The sequence below is a fragment of the Nitrospira lenta genome, assembly GCF_900403705.1.
GTDB classification, from domain to species: domain Bacteria; phylum Nitrospirota; class Nitrospiria; order Nitrospirales; family Nitrospiraceae; genus Nitrospira_D; species Nitrospira_D lenta.
The window spans coordinates 140,068-154,659 of record NZ_OUNR01000017.1; the positions used below are offsets into that span (position 1 = coordinate 140,068).

19 protein-coding genes are annotated in these 14,592 nt (G+C 57.3%); 2 read left to right on the plus strand and 17 right to left on the minus strand.

Annotated elements, in window-relative coordinates; translation table 11 throughout:
- Window positions 1–5: 5 nt before the first annotated feature.
- On the minus strand, window positions 6–782 hold the full coding sequence (locus NITLEN_RS12365; RefSeq protein WP_121989927.1) for a thiazole synthase: 777 nt from the start codon (window positions 780–782) through the stop codon (window positions 6–8).
- Window positions 766–1,014 (minus strand): sulfur carrier protein ThiS, encoded by a 249-nt coding sequence (gene thiS, locus NITLEN_RS12370; protein WP_245924456.1) that lies wholly within the window; start codon window positions 1,012–1,014, stop codon window positions 766–768. The genes NITLEN_RS12365 and thiS overlap by 17 nt, the downstream gene beginning before the upstream one ends.
- 110 nt (window positions 1,015–1,124) lie before the next feature.
- Here thiS and NITLEN_RS12375 point away from each other — a divergent pair, with 110 nt between their 5' ends.
- Window positions 1,125–1,595 (plus strand): histidinol-phosphatase, encoded by a 471-nt coding sequence (locus tag NITLEN_RS12375; protein ID WP_121989928.1) that lies wholly within the window; start codon window positions 1,125–1,127, stop codon window positions 1,593–1,595.
- Here the strand turns inward: NITLEN_RS12375 and NITLEN_RS12380 are convergent.
- The 11 genes from NITLEN_RS12380 to ffh form a co-directional block, all read right to left on the minus strand.
- Window positions 1,592–2,965 carry a S41 family peptidase gene (locus tag NITLEN_RS12380; protein ID WP_121989929.1) on the minus strand — a complete coding sequence of 458 codons (1,374 nt, stop codon included), beginning with the start codon at window positions 2,963–2,965 and terminating at the stop codon, window positions 1,592–1,594. The two genes, NITLEN_RS12375 and NITLEN_RS12380, sit on opposite strands and share 4 nt — an antisense overlap.
- A gap of 71 nt (window positions 2,966–3,036) precedes the next feature.
- Window positions 3,037–4,224: a murein hydrolase activator EnvC family protein gene (locus NITLEN_RS12385; RefSeq protein ID WP_121989930.1), complete on the minus strand. Its 1,188-nt coding sequence runs from the start codon at window positions 4,222–4,224 to the stop codon at window positions 3,037–3,039.
- Entirely contained in the window at window positions 4,221–5,120 is a 900-nt protein-coding gene (ftsX, locus tag NITLEN_RS12390; RefSeq protein WP_121989931.1) for a permease-like cell division protein FtsX, read from the minus strand. Before ftsX ends, NITLEN_RS12385 begins: the two co-directional genes overlap by 4 nt.
- Window positions 5,117–5,797, minus strand: a complete 681-nt coding sequence (gene ftsE, locus NITLEN_RS12395; RefSeq protein ID WP_121990173.1) for a cell division ATP-binding protein FtsE — start codon at window positions 5,795–5,797, stop codon at window positions 5,117–5,119. Before ftsE ends, ftsX begins: the two co-directional genes overlap by 4 nt.
- A gap of 32 nt (window positions 5,798–5,829) precedes the next feature.
- Complete coding sequence (locus NITLEN_RS12400) at window positions 5,830–6,213, minus strand: YraN family protein (protein ID WP_121989932.1); 384 nt, start codon at window positions 6,211–6,213, stop codon at window positions 5,830–5,832.
- 14 nt (window positions 6,214–6,227) lie between these two features.
- The gene (locus NITLEN_RS12405; RefSeq protein WP_121989933.1) at window positions 6,228–6,884 is read right to left on the minus strand and encodes a ribonuclease HII; all 657 of its coding nucleotides are present in this window, start codon (window positions 6,882–6,884) and stop codon (window positions 6,228–6,230) included.
- A gap of 54 nt (window positions 6,885–6,938) precedes the next feature.
- A complete protein-coding gene (gene rplS / locus NITLEN_RS12410; RefSeq protein WP_121989934.1) occupies window positions 6,939–7,337 on the minus strand; it encodes a 50S ribosomal protein L19 in 399 nt (132 codons plus the stop codon).
- Between the two features lie 21 nt (window positions 7,338–7,358).
- Window positions 7,359–8,123, minus strand: a complete 765-nt coding sequence (gene trmD, locus NITLEN_RS12415) for a tRNA (guanosine(37)-N1)-methyltransferase TrmD (RefSeq protein ID WP_121990174.1) — start codon at window positions 8,121–8,123, stop codon at window positions 7,359–7,361.
- 4 nt (window positions 8,124–8,127) lie between these two features.
- Window positions 8,128–8,649, minus strand: coding sequence for a ribosome maturation factor RimM (gene rimM, locus NITLEN_RS12420; RefSeq protein ID WP_121989935.1), 522 nt, complete (start codon window positions 8,647–8,649; stop codon window positions 8,128–8,130).
- 5 nt (window positions 8,650–8,654) lie between these two features.
- A complete protein-coding gene (gene rpsP / locus NITLEN_RS12425; RefSeq protein WP_121989936.1) occupies window positions 8,655–8,936 on the minus strand; it encodes a 30S ribosomal protein S16 in 282 nt (93 codons plus the stop codon).
- Window positions 8,937–8,986: 50 nt separating this feature from the next.
- Window positions 8,987–10,333 (minus strand): signal recognition particle protein, encoded by a 1,347-nt coding sequence (ffh, locus tag NITLEN_RS12430; RefSeq protein ID WP_121989937.1) that lies wholly within the window; start codon window positions 10,331–10,333, stop codon window positions 8,987–8,989.
- A 214-nt stretch (window positions 10,334–10,547) separates the two neighbouring features.
- Here ffh and NITLEN_RS12435 point away from each other — a divergent pair, with 214 nt between their 5' ends.
- Window positions 10,548–10,808, plus strand: a complete 261-nt coding sequence (locus tag NITLEN_RS12435; protein ID WP_121989938.1) for a DUF4321 domain-containing protein — start codon at window positions 10,548–10,550, stop codon at window positions 10,806–10,808.
- Here the strand turns inward: NITLEN_RS12435 and uvrB are convergent.
- The 4 genes from uvrB to NITLEN_RS12455 all read right to left on the minus strand — a co-directional run bounded on the left by uvrB (window position 10,805) and on the right by NITLEN_RS12455 (window position 14,591).
- Entirely contained in the window at window positions 10,805–12,802 is a 1,998-nt protein-coding gene (uvrB, locus tag NITLEN_RS12440; RefSeq protein ID WP_121989939.1) for an excinuclease ABC subunit UvrB, read from the minus strand. The genes NITLEN_RS12435 and uvrB overlap by 4 nt on opposite strands.
- A gap of 131 nt (window positions 12,803–12,933) precedes the next feature.
- Window positions 12,934–13,248 (minus strand): RNA recognition motif domain-containing protein, encoded by a 315-nt coding sequence (locus NITLEN_RS12445; protein ID WP_121989940.1) that lies wholly within the window; start codon window positions 13,246–13,248, stop codon window positions 12,934–12,936.
- A gap of 261 nt (window positions 13,249–13,509) precedes the next feature.
- A complete protein-coding gene (locus NITLEN_RS12450) occupies window positions 13,510–14,286 on the minus strand; it encodes a hypothetical protein (protein WP_146216177.1) in 777 nt (258 codons plus the stop codon).
- 41 nt (window positions 14,287–14,327) lie between these two features.
- Window positions 14,328–14,591: a hypothetical protein gene (locus tag NITLEN_RS12455; protein ID WP_121989942.1), complete on the minus strand. Its 264-nt coding sequence runs from the start codon at window positions 14,589–14,591 to the stop codon at window positions 14,328–14,330.
- Window position 14,592: the final 1 nt, after the last annotated feature.

Consider the following 14,592-nt stretch of genomic DNA (forward strand, 5'->3'; position numbering starts at 1 on the left):
GGAAATTAGAGCATGCCCTCAATAGGACTACTCGCGGTCGCGTACAGTTTTCTGGGAATACGTCCGGCCTTGTAGGCCAGCCGACCGGCATAGACCGCATATTTCATCGCTTCCGCCATGGCGATCGGATGCTGCGCCCCTGCGATCGCCGTGTTCATCAACACCGCATCGGCTCCGTACTCCATAGCCAACGCGGCATCGGAGGCCGTCCCCACTCCGGCATCAACAATGATCGGAACCTTCACCGTCTCCATGATGATCTTAAGGTTATACGGGTTGCGGATCCCCAAACCGGAGCCGATGGGCGCCGCCAGCGGCATCACCGCAGGACAACCGATGTCGACCAGCTTTTTCGCAACAATGGGATCATCATTCGTATAGGGCAATACGATGAACCCTTCCTTGATCAGAATCTTGGCAGCTTCAATGAGGCCAGCGGTATCCGGGAACAGCGTTCGTTCATCGCCGAGCACTTCCAACTTCACGAGATCGGAGATGCCGGCTGCCCGTGCGAGCCGTGCGTACCGCACCGCGTCCTCGACCGTGTAACAACCGGCCGTGTTCGGAAGAATCGTGTACTTCTTCGGATCGATGTAATCGAGGAGATTCTCTTTCGACCGATCCGTGATATTCACGCGCCGCACCGCCACCGTCACCACATCGGCGCCGGAGGCCTCGATCGCCTTTTTCGTCTCGGCAAAATCTTTATACTTCCCCGTCCCCACCCACAGTCGTGAGCGGAACTCATACCCGCCGATCGTCAATCTATCGTTCGCGTCCATCCGATTCTCCTTTGGTCTCACATCCGCCGCCGATAAACCCGAGGATCTCGACCCGGTCTCCTTCGCAAAGCTTCCGCTGTCCAAAATCCTTCCGGTCGAGAATTTCAAGATTCAACTCTACAGCCACACGCTCCGCTGCAATCGCCAGATCACTCAGGAGATCGGCAACCGTCCCGCCATCCTGCCACCCACGCGGCTCCCCATTCACTTGGATTTGAATCTCGTTAGCCATTCCCTAGCATCCTATTGGAGCACAATTCTGGTTGTCAATTAGCGCTCCCTCTTGTCTCAAGAGGGGCATCCCCCGCACAATGCGGTCGTCGATAGCCGGAGTACCCTAACATGTCCACGCAAAACGAACAGCTCGCACAAGTCTTTCGATCGATTGCCACACTGTTAGCCACCCAACAGGCCAACCCTTACCGCATCCGGGCCTATCGCCGGGCTGCAGATTCGATTCTGGCGCTGGAAGAGGACATCGCACTCGTGGCCCAGCGTCACGAGCTTGAAGACATCGACGGAATCGGGAAAGATTTGGCGGGAAAAATCAGAGAGTTTCTAGAGACGGGAACCGTTCGCACGTATGAAGAACTGAAGATGCCCTTGCCGCCCGAGGTCAAGAACTGGGCGAGGCTGCCGGGGCTTCACGATTCTTTAGTCAGCTATCTCTATGCCAGGCTGGGGATTCGAACACTGGATGACCTGGAGCAACTGGTCTCATCCCACCTGCTCCGCACCGTTCCAGGATTTACCGGATCGGAGGATGCATTGCTCCAGGCCATTCGACAGCAGAAATTGTCTCCTCCGAGTTAGGAGACTTTCATTTCCTTAAAAATCTTCCAGGTCTTCAGCAATTCAACGGCCTTCTGCAGTTGAGCATCCTGCTCAAGAGCTGGATCGCCGGCACTGTCGAGCGGCGGCGTTTGCGGGGCTGCCCCGTTCTTGGTCGCCGCATCCTCCGGTGCCTTCCCGTTCGAATGCGGTGCCGCATCTTTCTCTTTTGCTTGCCCTTGCCCCTGGGCCGGCTTCATGGCTTTAGTGTCAGGCGACTGCTCGCCGGGTTTGCCGTCCTTTGCGGGGGCCGGAGCCGGCAGTTTGACTACGATATCGGGAGTAATGCCCGTGGACTGGATCGATCGTCCCTTGGGCGTATAGTATTTCGCCGTGGTGAGACGAAGCCCTGAGCCGTCACCGAGCGGAAGGATGGTCTGGACCGATCCCTTCCCGAACGAGGTGGTGCCGACAATCACCGCACGTCCCCAGTCTTGCAGCGCTCCGGCCACAATCTCCGACGCGCTCGCCGATCCTTCATTCACGAGAATGATCATCGGAAGCTCGTCCATTTGATCTTTGGACTTCGCCAGCCATTCATCCTTCTTGCCTTCGCGATTCTTGGTGAACACCACCAATTTTCCGTTCGGGAGGAACTGCTCGGACACGTCGACCGCCGCCGTCAGCAATCCGCCGGGATTGTTCCGGAGATCCAGAATGGCCCCTTGGACTTTCTGTTCGCGGAACTGCTTGATGGCTTTCGCGAGATCGCGCCCCGTCGCTTCCTGAAACTGCGTCAGCCGAACATAGCCCAGGTTGTCGATGATCTTCGACTTGACGCTTTCGATCTTGATGGTATCCCGCATCAGCGTAAACTGCAGTGGATCCGGCGTCCCGTCGCGTTGAATGGTCAGGTTGACCTTGGTTCCCTTCGGCCCGCGCATTTTCTGGACCGCATCCATCAGCGTGAGATCCTTGGTCGTCTCCTCATTGACCTTCACGATGAAGTCTCCGGCTTTGATTCCTGCCCGTTGGGCCGGCGTCCCTTCGATCGGGGCGATCACAGCCAACCGATTTTCCTTCACGCCGATCTGGATGCCGACGCCGCCGAATTCACCCTTGGTTTCCACCTGCATCTCTTTATACATCTCAGGCGTCATATAGGCGGAGTGGGGGTCGAGCGTTGACAGCATGCCGCGAATGGCCCCTTGCACCAATTCTTTCGTTTTCGTTTCATCGACATAATGGCGCTGGACCTGATTGAGTACTTCCGAAAAGGTCTTGAGCTCCTCGTATGTTTCCGTCGCATGGCCGGTTCGCTCCCAGCCCTTGCCGATCAGGACTCCACACACGATGGCCACCACCATCATCGGCCCGATGATCCAAGACTTCCCTCGCGGCTGCTGTTCCATAACGCGTCTATCCTTTCCGTCCAAATACCCGAACCCTGTCACCAATCCAATCCGTTTCCAGCCTCAGTTTTCTATCGCTTTGCCAGCCACAGCATCGGGTCAACGGCGTCGGACCCTTCACGCAGCTCAAAGTATAATGTATTTTCACCGATCATGCCCGTATCTCCGGTTTCTCCGATCGCCTGCCCTTCCGTGACACGCTCCCCGACTTTGGTCAAAATCCTCGCGGCGTGGGCATAGAGCGAGAAAAACCCGTTGGCATGATCCACGATTATAACCAGTCCATACCCTTTCAACCAGTCGGCATAGACGACGGTTCCCGGCATGACGGAATGGATGAAACTCCCCTCCACTGTTCTGATTTCGATCCCTTTACGCTGCACATAGGTATTGAACGTCGGATGCTTTTGGCGGCCGAAGAAGGACACAACTTGCCCGTCCGCCGGCCAGGGTAAGGCGCCCTTGGCCCCGCGCGGAACCGCCGGCGCGGTCGGCGGCCGCATGGCCAGGGCCTTCCGGCGCGTCTCTAATTCATGCAACAGGCTATCCACCCGCGAGGCAGACCGTTCGAGCTCTTCGGCCGCCCGGCTGAACGATTCTTTCTCCTGCGTGATCTTGGTGAAATACACCTTCTTTTCTTTCTGCAGAGACCGAATATCGGACAGCTTCTTCTCCGTCGCGTCCTTATACGCCAACATTCCTGCGCGAGCGTCCGCCCGTTGCCGCTCCGCCTGCTCCATGCGCGCGACATCGGCGCGGAACGTCCCCATCAACTCAAAGTCCTTTTGAGACACCGCCGAGAGATATTGCAAGCGTCGTTGAAAATCTCCATAGGAGCCCGCCGACAACAGAGTCTTCACATAGCCGGCCCGGCCCTCCATATACTGCACGCGAAGCCGGGCTAGAATGGCCTCCCGCCGCTCTTGGATACTGCCACGTATCGCCCCGAGCTGTTCAGTGATGGAGTCGATCTCGCGATCCTTCTTCCGGAGCTTCTTGTTAATCTCCTGATGTTCCTGGCGGGTTCGCACCAATCGTTCATCCAGCGTTTGTATCCCCTGAAGCACGGACTCCCGTTTTTTCTCCGCTTCATTCGCCCGTTTGCGTTTCTCCTCGATTTTATCTTTCAGCTGCTCCAGCGTTTTCCGCTCGCGCTCGATCTTTTCGGAGATCGGATCGCCCGCGGCCAAGGCAACGCCCGCGGCACTCGCATACACCACGAGGCTCCCGACAACCATGAAGGTGAAAGATCCCCTCATGCCCGCCCCTCTCCAAACCGCCGGAGCGACACGAAACTACCCGCGAACCCAAGCCCGACCCCGACCAGCACCAGCGCCAAGCAGACTGAGACCGGGAAGAAGGTGATCATGTGTTCGATGCCACTCAATCGGCCGGTTGCACTGATCTGTTGACGAAACAGCTCGAACCCGCCTTTCAAAATCAGCAATGATAACGCGCTTCCACAGGCGCCCAACACTGCGCCTTCGAGCAAATACGGGATGCGGATGAACCACCTAGTAGCGCCGATCAGCCGCAAGATCTCCACTTCCTCTCGCCGTGAAAACAGCGTCAGCCTGATGGTATTCCCGATAATCGTCACCGCAGCAGTCGAAAGAATCACCCCGACGCCGATGGCAATCAGCTCGATATACCGAATGAGCCCTGCCAATGCGTCGATCCATTCTTGATTGTAATCGACCTTCGCGATCCCTCCGATCGTGCGGACCCGTTCCGTCCACCGTTTCACCGCATCGGGGGATCGAAATTGAGGCGTCAGCGTCACCACAAACGAAGCCGGGAGCGGATTTTGCCCCAACCCTTCGAGCAGATGGGAATCTTCGGGAAACTGGGCGCGAAACTCACCCAGCGCCTGTTCCTTTGAAATAAATACCGTGGCCGCCACCATCCGATCCGCCTTCAGCCGATCTTCCAGCTCGACCACGGCGTCCCGGGTAAGCTGGTCCTCCAGGTAGACCATGATCTTGATATCTTCCTGAAGCCAGCCTGCTGCGCTCCGCAGATTCACATAGAGCAGCAGAAAGATCCCGACACAGGACAGCGTAAACGCCGTCGTCAGAATCGCCACGACCGTCGTCGTGCGATTCGCTCGCATATTGGCCCAGGCTTCACGGAGCAAATAGAATAACCGTCTCATACGCTCACCTGCACGGCATGAGCAGGCACCCGAACCATGACGCCTTCCTGGAGAACAATGACACGGCGGTTAATCTGCGCCATGACCTGCGGGTCATGGGTCGCGACAATGACGGTCGTGCCACGCGCATTGATAAGCTTAAACAGCTCAATGATCTCTGCCGTTCGCTCGGGGTCCAGGTTGCCCGTCGGCTCATCAGCCAGCAGCACGATCGGCCCATTCACAATCGCCCGGGCAATGCAGACGCGCTGTTGCTCTCCCGCGGACAAGCCGGTTGGAAACTGCTCTTTCTTGTGGTCGACTCCGACTGCCCGCAACGCCTCCGTCACCTTTCGGCGAATATCGACCGACGACGCTCCCTGGACGATCAACGGCAAGGCGACATTTTCAAAAACCGACTTCTTCGGCAACAGCCGAAAATCCTGAAAGACCGTCCCGACTTTTCGGCGAAGAAAGGGAATCTCCGATTTCTTCAGCTTCGTCACATTCTTTCCCTGGACAAAGATTTGGCCTTCGTCCGGAAGCTCAGCGCCAATCAACATGCGCAGCAACGTCGACTTCCCGGCCCCGCTCGGTCCCATCAACAGGACAAACTCCCCCTTCTCGATATCGAGCGTGAGATCGGAGAGCGCCGGACGGCGATCGTAGGTCTTCGAGACATGGATTAGTTGAATCATCGCATCCATCATAACCTGTCTAGGGAATACCGCTACCAGCCGGCTTGATCCGGCGCATCGAACGCATGCTCGATATGCTCGATCTGTCGCGAGGACTCGGCGCCACCCTGCACCAAGACCACATCGAATCGACAGACTCGATCGCTCAAATGGCGCTGGGCCAGATACTGTCCGGCCAATCGGATCAACTTGGCCTGTTTCCGCCGGTCCACCGCCAGGAGCGCACCGCCGAACGCTCCAGTGGTCCGTGCTTTGACTTCCACAAACACCAGCACACCGTGATCATCGGCCACCAGGTCAAGTTCACCGATCGTGGTCCGAAGATTCCGCTCTAGAATCGCATAGCCCTTCCGGCGCAAAAACTGTTCAGCACTTGTCTCACCGTCCCGACCAAATTCATGGCGTGGATCACACATCGTCACCGGCAACCTCAGGATCGCAATGGCTCGAGTGCGGACAGGCTCAACGCCGCCGACACAGGCGCAAAGGTTCGTCGATGGATCGGGGATGGGCCATGCTCAGCCAGACGAGCCAGATGTTCTTCTGTGCCATACCCTTTGTGCGATAGGAAGTTATACTGCGGGTAGGCTGCGTGGAACTGAGCCATCAACCGGTCCCGCGTGACTTTGGCCACAATCGACGCAGCCGCGATAGACAACGACAAGGCATCGCCTTTGATGATCGGACGAATGGGCATCGCCACTCCTGTAAGCGACACGGCATCAATCAACACATAATCAGGAGCAGGCAAGATTTCGGCAAGCGCCCGGCGCATCGCCAGTTTGGTCGCTTCAAGAATATTGATCCGGTCAATCTCTTCCGCCGTCGATGACCCGACGCCGACACAGACAGCCCGATCCATAATCTCGGCATACAGCCGATCGCGCGCTGATACGGAGAGTTGCTTGGAGTCGTCCACCCCGATCAGGCGACAACGAACATGAAGAATAACGGCCGCTGCAACGACCGGCCCCGCAAGGGGGCCCCGTCCGGCTTCATCGACGCCGGCGATGCGGCGATACCCGCACCGCCGGGCCTCTTGCTCAAACTCCTCGGTAGGTCCCAACCAGCATGTCCCCCGACGCATGAGACCGACTCAGAGGTACGGAAAGGACGGAGTACCGACCACCCGTTGACGCCCTTAGGCCTTGGCGGGCTCTGCCGCTTTTGCCTTTGCGGCGGCCTTCCCCTCACCCACAAACTCGCGCTCCTCGACCTTCGCGAACTTGCCCTTCTTGGACCGGAGGTAGTAGAGCTTGGCGCGACGCACACGGCCCTGACGCACCACATCCACCTTGGTCACAATCGGTGAGTGCACCGGGAAAATTCGCTCCACGCCGACGCCATAGGAGACCTTACGGACGGTAAACGTTTCCGTATTCAAGGTTCCTTTGCGCGCGATCACCGCTCCCTCGTATACCTGAATGCGTTCCTTTTCACCTTCCACGACTTTGACATGGACCCGCACCGTATCGCCCACTTCAAACTTCGGCGGCGTGGCTTTGGTGAATGACTGCTGAAGACGTTCTAACCGATTCATGATGCTCTCCCTTTCCTTCCATCAAACGGGCGTTGAGACAACACCCTCGCTAATAATCTCGCTCAGTAACCGTTGATCTTCACGACTCAAACTGCGATCCCGGATGAGGTCCGGACGCCGCGCATAGGTGCTGCGCAACGCCTGCTTCCGGCGCCAAAGACGAATGGCTTCATGATGCCCGGAGAGCAACACGTCAGGAACTCCCATGCCTCGCACCTCGGCGGGCCGAGTGTAATGCGGATACTCCAGGAGCGAATCAGAAAAAGATTCTTCCACCACGGACTCCGGATCACCCAGCACGCCCGGCACCAATCGCGTGGCGGCATCGATCAAGACCAACGCCGGCAATTCGCCGCCAGTCAAAATATAGTCGCCGACCGACACCTCTTCAGGCCGGAGCGCCTCACGAACCCGCTCATCAACCCCTTCATAATGTCCGCACAGGACAACGATCCGGCGCGGCTCGGCGGCCACGTCTTTCGCATACTCCTGCGTGAAGGTTCGTCCCTGGGGTGAGGGAAACATCACGCGGATCTCCTCCCCGCAAGACTGGGCCTGGACACGCAACGCATCCACTGCGCGCAGGATCGGCTCCGCCTTCATGACCATCCCCGCACCGCCGCCATAGGGAACATCGTCCGCAACCTTGTGACGATCCATCGTGTAGTCACGAAGATTATGCGCCTGGATGGCCAGCAATCCCTTCTCTTGCGCGCGTTTGAGCATGCTATGCCCCACCGCCTGCAGAATCATCTCGGGGAACAATGTCAGAACGTCGATGCGCAACACGTCACGCTCCCAACCCTTCGATCATGTGTACGGTCATCACCCGCTGCTGTAAATCAACGGCCACAACCAAATCTCGCGCTGCGGGGATGAGCGTTTCCTTGCTCCCGTCCTGCACCACAAACACATGATTGCCGGTTAATTCCCAGATGTCGGTCAACGTCCCGATACCGTTCCCCTCTTCATCCTGCACTCGCAACCCAATAAGATCGCATTCATAGTACTGCCCTTGCGGCAACGGAGGCGCACTGCCTTTCGGGATTTGAATCAACCCGCCGCGCCACAGCCCGGCCTCCTCAGGGGAAGTCAGGCCTTCGAGCGCGAGAATATATCCAGGCCCCGCAGGACGAATATGCGTCACCCGCGTATCCCAGGTCTTGCCATTGGTGGCCAGCAGACTCACGGCTCCCAATGACTCCAATCGACCGGGTACATCGCTGAGCGAACGTACCTTCACCTCGCCCCTGACGCCGAACGACCGTTCGATCCGTCCTACTGTTACGAGCTCGACCGGTTCGGCTACCATGGTTGCTAGGCCTTCTTCTTCGCCGCTTTCTCTGCTTCAAATTGCTTCCAGAGACCGGATCGCCGTAACAACGTCCGCACAGTCACCGACGGCTGAGCGCCATGATGCAACCAGGTCAACACCCGGTCCTGCTTCACATCCGGAAGCCCCTGTTCCTTGAGCGGGTCGAAAATGCCGAGAATTTCCAGGAACCGGCCGTCGCGGGCCTTCCGGGAATCCGCCGCTACCAACCGATACATCGGCCGCTTATGTCTGCCTGTCCGAGCCAATCTAAGATGAACTGCCACAACTATCCTCCTTTGAAAAACCGTCCAACACGGTGAGTGAATGAATCTCGCTACATGGAGCGCATGAGTTGGGCGAGTTGTCGCCGCCCCCCTGTCCCCGTCATGGCCTTAGCCAACTTCTTCGCCGACAAGAACTGCTTGATCAGGCGATTCACTTCCTGCACGCTCGCGCCGCTGCCGCGAGCAATCCGCTTCTTCCGGCTGCCATTAATGATGGTATGGTCACGCCGCTCGCGGGTCGTCATCGAATCGATCATCGCCGTAACCCGCTTCATCTCGCGCTCCGGCTTGTCCCCCTCGATCACACTTTTCAACTTCTGCCCACCCGGCAACATGCCGAGAATCTGTTCCAATGAACCCAGCTTGTTCATCTGGGCCATCTGCTTGCGAAAATCCTCAAGCGTAAAACTGTTACTGGTCAGGCGCTGCTGCGCCTCTTCGGCCTGTTCCTGCGTAAATGTCGCCTGCGCCTTCTCGATCAGCGAGAGGACGTCGCCCATCCCGAGAATTCTGGAGGCCATCCGATCCGGGTGAAAGACTTCCAGGGCATCCAGCTTTTCGCCCACCCCGAGAAACTTAATCGGCTTGCCGGTCACCGCGCGGATGGATAAGACCGCTCCGCCACGGGCATCGCCTTCGACCTTCGTCAGGATGACCCCAGTAAGCCCCACCTTCTGATCGAACTGGGTGGCCATCGTGACGGCGTCCTGGCCTGTCATAGCATCGGCCACAAGCAAAACTTCATGCGGCGCCACCGCCGTCTTCACGGCGACCAACTCCCCCATCAACGCATCATCAATGTGCAGACGTCCGCCGGTATCCAGTACAACCAGATCAAATCCCTGCTCGCGTCCACGCTCGACACCGGCCTGACAGATCCGCACGACGTCCGCCTGAGTGGCCTGCGCATTGTCGACGCGATGAACATCAATCCCGAGATCGCGGCCAAGACTGCTGAGCTGATCTCCCGCCGCAGGTCGGCGCGGGTCAGCAGCGACTAAGAGCACCCGTTTCCCTTGACCTTTGAAAAGACGCCCCAGTTTGCCGCAGGTCGTAGTCTTTCCGGCACCCTGCAACCCGACCATCATCACCACGGTGGGCGGCTGAGAATGGAGGGCCAAGCCCGCCTTCTCGCGACCCATCATGTCACAGAGTTCATCCCACACTACCTTGACGACCTGATGCCCGGGCGTCAGGCTTTGCAACACTTCCTGTCCGACGGCTTTGACGCGAACTCGCTCGATGAAATCCTTGACGATTTTGAAGTTCACATCGGCTTCAAGCAACGCCAGCCGAACTTCTTTCAAAGCTTCGCCGATGTTGTGCTCCGTCAGCACACCTTGCCCACGAAGCTTCTTCAGGATCTTCTCGAACTTATCGCTCAGCGCGTCCAGCATAGGGCCCTAAAGAAAAAGGCAATCGAAGTCTTACCCAAGTTCTCCGATCGCCTCGTAAAATCTAGAGAAAGAGCATCGGGCAGTGTATAGAAACCGGTCCGGCGAAGTCAAGAGATCGCGAAGCCATCGGATTTGTTGACAGACCCTGGACCTTCCGATATGGTGCCCTCAGTCGACGTCGATTGGGCCTCTATCGGGGGAGCGTACATAGCGCGTGAGAAAGTCACCCTGGGTTCTTCTCATTTTTGTCCTCATTGGTGGGCTACTCGGCGGAATTCTCGGAGAAATTCTGCACGTGATGGCACCGCAAGGTAACATTCAAAGCATCTTCTCCACGCATTTTACCCCTGGTATCAGCCCTCCTCTCACAATCGATTTGGTACTCCTCAAATTCACCATCGGATTCAGCATCAAGGTCAATTTACTGAGCATCCTCGGTATGTTTATCGGGGTCTATCTCTATAAACACGTCTAGGCCTTCAGGTCCAAATCCTTCAACCGCAACGCTCTGATCTGATTGCGCAATTCTGCCGCACGCTCGAAGGCCAGCTCTTTGGCTGCTGCCTTCATCTCGGCCTCTAACCGAACAATCATTTGACCAACTGTTTCGTCCTTGCCGTAGGGCTCCGTGGCCTCCGCCACCAGATCCAGCTGAACATAATCCAGCTCGGCCACGGCATACTCCAACGCAGGAATCTCTTTCTTGATACTCGCCGGAGTTATCCCATGGGCTGAGTTATACTCGGCCTGGATCAGACGCCGGCGAGCCGTCTCCGACATGGCGACCTTCATCGACTCGGTGATGACATCACCGTAAAACACCACACGGCCCTCAACATTCCTAGCCGCACGCCCGGACGTCTGGATCAGAGACCGATAGGAACGCAGATAGCCCTCCTTGTCGGCGTCAAGAATAGCCACCAGTGTCACCTCGGGTAGATCCAGCCCTTCCCGGAGGAGATTGATTCCTACCAGCACATCGAATACGCCCCGGCGCAAGTCGCGGATGATCTCCGCCCGTTCAAGCGTTTTGATGTCGGAATGAAGATAGCGCACCTTCAATCCTAGTTCATGGTAATACTCGCTGAGATCTTCGGCCATCCGCTTCGTGAGGGTCGTCACTAAGACACGGCCGCCCTTCGCCACTTCCTTCCGCACCTCTCCAAGGAGATGATCCACTTGCCCCTTGGCCGGCTGCACTTCGATGCAGGGATCCATCAATCCGGTCGGACGAATGATCTGCTCGACCACCGCCTCCGCCGCATGCTCGAGCTCATAGTTCCCCAGCGTCGCCGACACATAGATCACCTGATTGAGGATCCGCTCAAACTCCTCAAACTTGAGCGGCCGGTTATCCACCGCGGAGGGCAATCGAAAGCCGTAGTCCACCAATGTCCGCTTCCGTGAATAGTCCCCTGCATACATCCCACCTACTTGCGAAACCGTGGCATGCGACTCATCGATGATCATGAGAAAGTCTTTGGGGAAATAGTCGATGAGCGTAGGGGGAGCTTCGCCCGAGGCCCGTCCGCTCAAATGTCGGGAATAGTTTTCAATGCCGTGACAATATCCCATGGCACGAATCATTTCGAGATCAAACTTCGTCCGTTGCGCGATACGTTGGGCTTCGACGAGCTGATTGTGCTTTTTGAAATAGAGCACACGCTCATCCAGCTCTTCCTCAATCCCCGTGATCGCCCGCTCATACCGATCCGGCGCAATCAAGTAGTGGGTATTGGGATAGATCGGCACTTTGGGCAATTTCCCCAACGACTTTCCGGTCAGTGGGTCGATCTCGTGGATCGCATCGATCACATCGCCGAACAGTTCGATACGAACCGAGACCGCATCGCTGGCCGCCGGGAAAATTTCAATGACATCCCCGCGCGCGCGGAACGTCCCGCGATGGAAATCGACATCGTTCCGCGCGTATTGGATCTCGACGAGTTTCGCCAAAATCTTCTCGCGACGAATTTCCATCCCCACTTCGAGATACAGCAACATGCCATGGTAGATCTCCGGCGAACCCAGCCCGTAGATGCACGAGACCGACGACACGATGATCACATCGTTCCGCTCCAGCAACGACCGGGTGGCCGAGTGACGCATCTGATCGATCGCATCATTGATCGACGAGTCTTTGGCAATGTAGGTATCCGTCTGGGGAAGATAGGCTTCAGGCTGATAGTAGTCGTAGTAACTGATGAAATATTCGACGGCGTTCTGCGGGAAAAACTGCTTAAACTCCTGATACAACTGCCCGGCCAGGGTCTTGTTATGCACGAGCACGAGCGTCGGCTTCTGAACTTGCTCGATTAAGTTCGCCATCGTAAAGGTCTTACCCGATCCGGTCACCCCGAGCAGCGCTTGATGCTTCCTGCCGGCACGAACGCCGGCAGTCAGCTTGGCGATCGCACCAGGCTGATGACCGCAAGGATGAAATGGGGCTTCGAGCTTGAACGACGGCACGGGGACCTCCGACGGTCATCATATCAAAGACACCGCCTCTGCACGACCGGCGCAAGGACCGAGGAATAAAAAAGGGCTGCCGGAAACTCCGGCAGCCCTTTCATGCATGCACTGAAGAGATCGTGACCGGCTTAGTACCGACCGCCGCCGCCGCCACCAAATCCGCCACGCCCGCCACCGCCGCCGCCGGAACGGGGCTCTTGAGGACGGGCTTCATTCACAGTCAATGTCCGGCCGCCGAGCTGCGTGCCGTTCAACGCGGTAATCGCCGCCTGCGCTTCGCTGTCTCCCGACATCTCCACAAAACCGAATCCACGGGACTGCCCCGTGAACTTGTCCGTGATGATGCGTGACGACGTCACGGCTCCGTGCACAGCGAACAAGTCGCTCAGCTGTTGCTCGGTTGTTGAGTAGGGCAATCCACCGACGTAAATCTTCGAACCCATGGGGTTCCTCCTTTGAGAAAATGGTGTTGTGTTGGACTCGAGAACGGAGGAAGGAAGGAATGGGCCGAAGACGTCAACACAGCGGCGGCTTAGCTCTGGCTTCCGATCAAATTCCCGGGCACAACCATAACAACATCGATTCAGGCCTTGTCACTCTCCACGCTTGCCTGCCAGGCCTCTCGCAATCAAGCAAGTCGATGCTACTCCAGCAAACTGAGAAAAGGCAAGCAGAGAATCAATCGGCTCATCGCGAGAGACCGCTCAATAGGCCGCCGGTGAGGACAGCGGTCGATGGGAAAATAGAGGAACGGCGTGCAACGTATCGAAAAACCAGGTTGTTTTCCCTTGCATCACCACACCGACTTGACCGGTTCCCAGCATTTGGTCCTCTACCGAAAGCGCCAATACTCCATCGACGAATGCCTCAATAAAGTCTTTGCTGACAATCGTATTCCGCTGAACCCGAAGACTATGCCAATCGATGGGTTTCAGCGTCACGGCGGTTTGACCCAACACTGTCGTCACGCCTTCAATCACGCGGATGACCTGTGCGCGCTTGGCCCCAAGATCGACGAGAACTGCATAAAAATTCTGTGCATCCCGCAAGGCAAACACAAATCCACCCACACCAGCCACTCCATCAGCCGATCGAATACGCATCGTGAGATCCGGATACTCATACTCAAGGCCCTGCGCAATCAGCAGCCTGAAGCAGGTGCTTTCCTCGCACACCGACGTCCCCATCACCACATTCGGAGCGGACGGAGCGGTCTCATCGTGTTCTATCGACCAGATCCCCGATACTCCGGCCCCAGATGAAAGCGGAACAAAACCTCCAGGAATACTTTTGGTTGCCTCCTTGTCGAACGTCCACTTATGGAAAAGGCCGCCGGTCGCCTGCTGCTTCAAATTCGCTTCCTTCTCCTCATGGTTCTCGCGGGGAACCGCCGCCACCGGCGCAACCCCCGCCAAGAGTACCACCGTCACCCAGAGACAGGCCGACAGCATCGCTCGAATGTTCTGAGCTGTAGGACGCATATTGCTGAGTACCTCCCGCTTGATCATGTTCGAATCACCGTCTATAGATTTGAGCCCGGCGACGAGTTCCGCCGTATGCTCACGATATCTTGCTGCAACCGATCCCGCTCAGCCAGAATTTGCTTTCGCCGCCGCCAGCGATCCCAGGTCCACCAGCGAAGCTTTTGCACGAACGTGACAGACGGAGGCGCCGAGCTACCGCCCGGAGCATGTTGGAAGTCATACCCCTGATGGTCCTCGCGATGTTCAAAGAACCGCTTATAGAGATGCTCGTACAGGCCCTGTCCAGATCCGCCGCCAGCCACA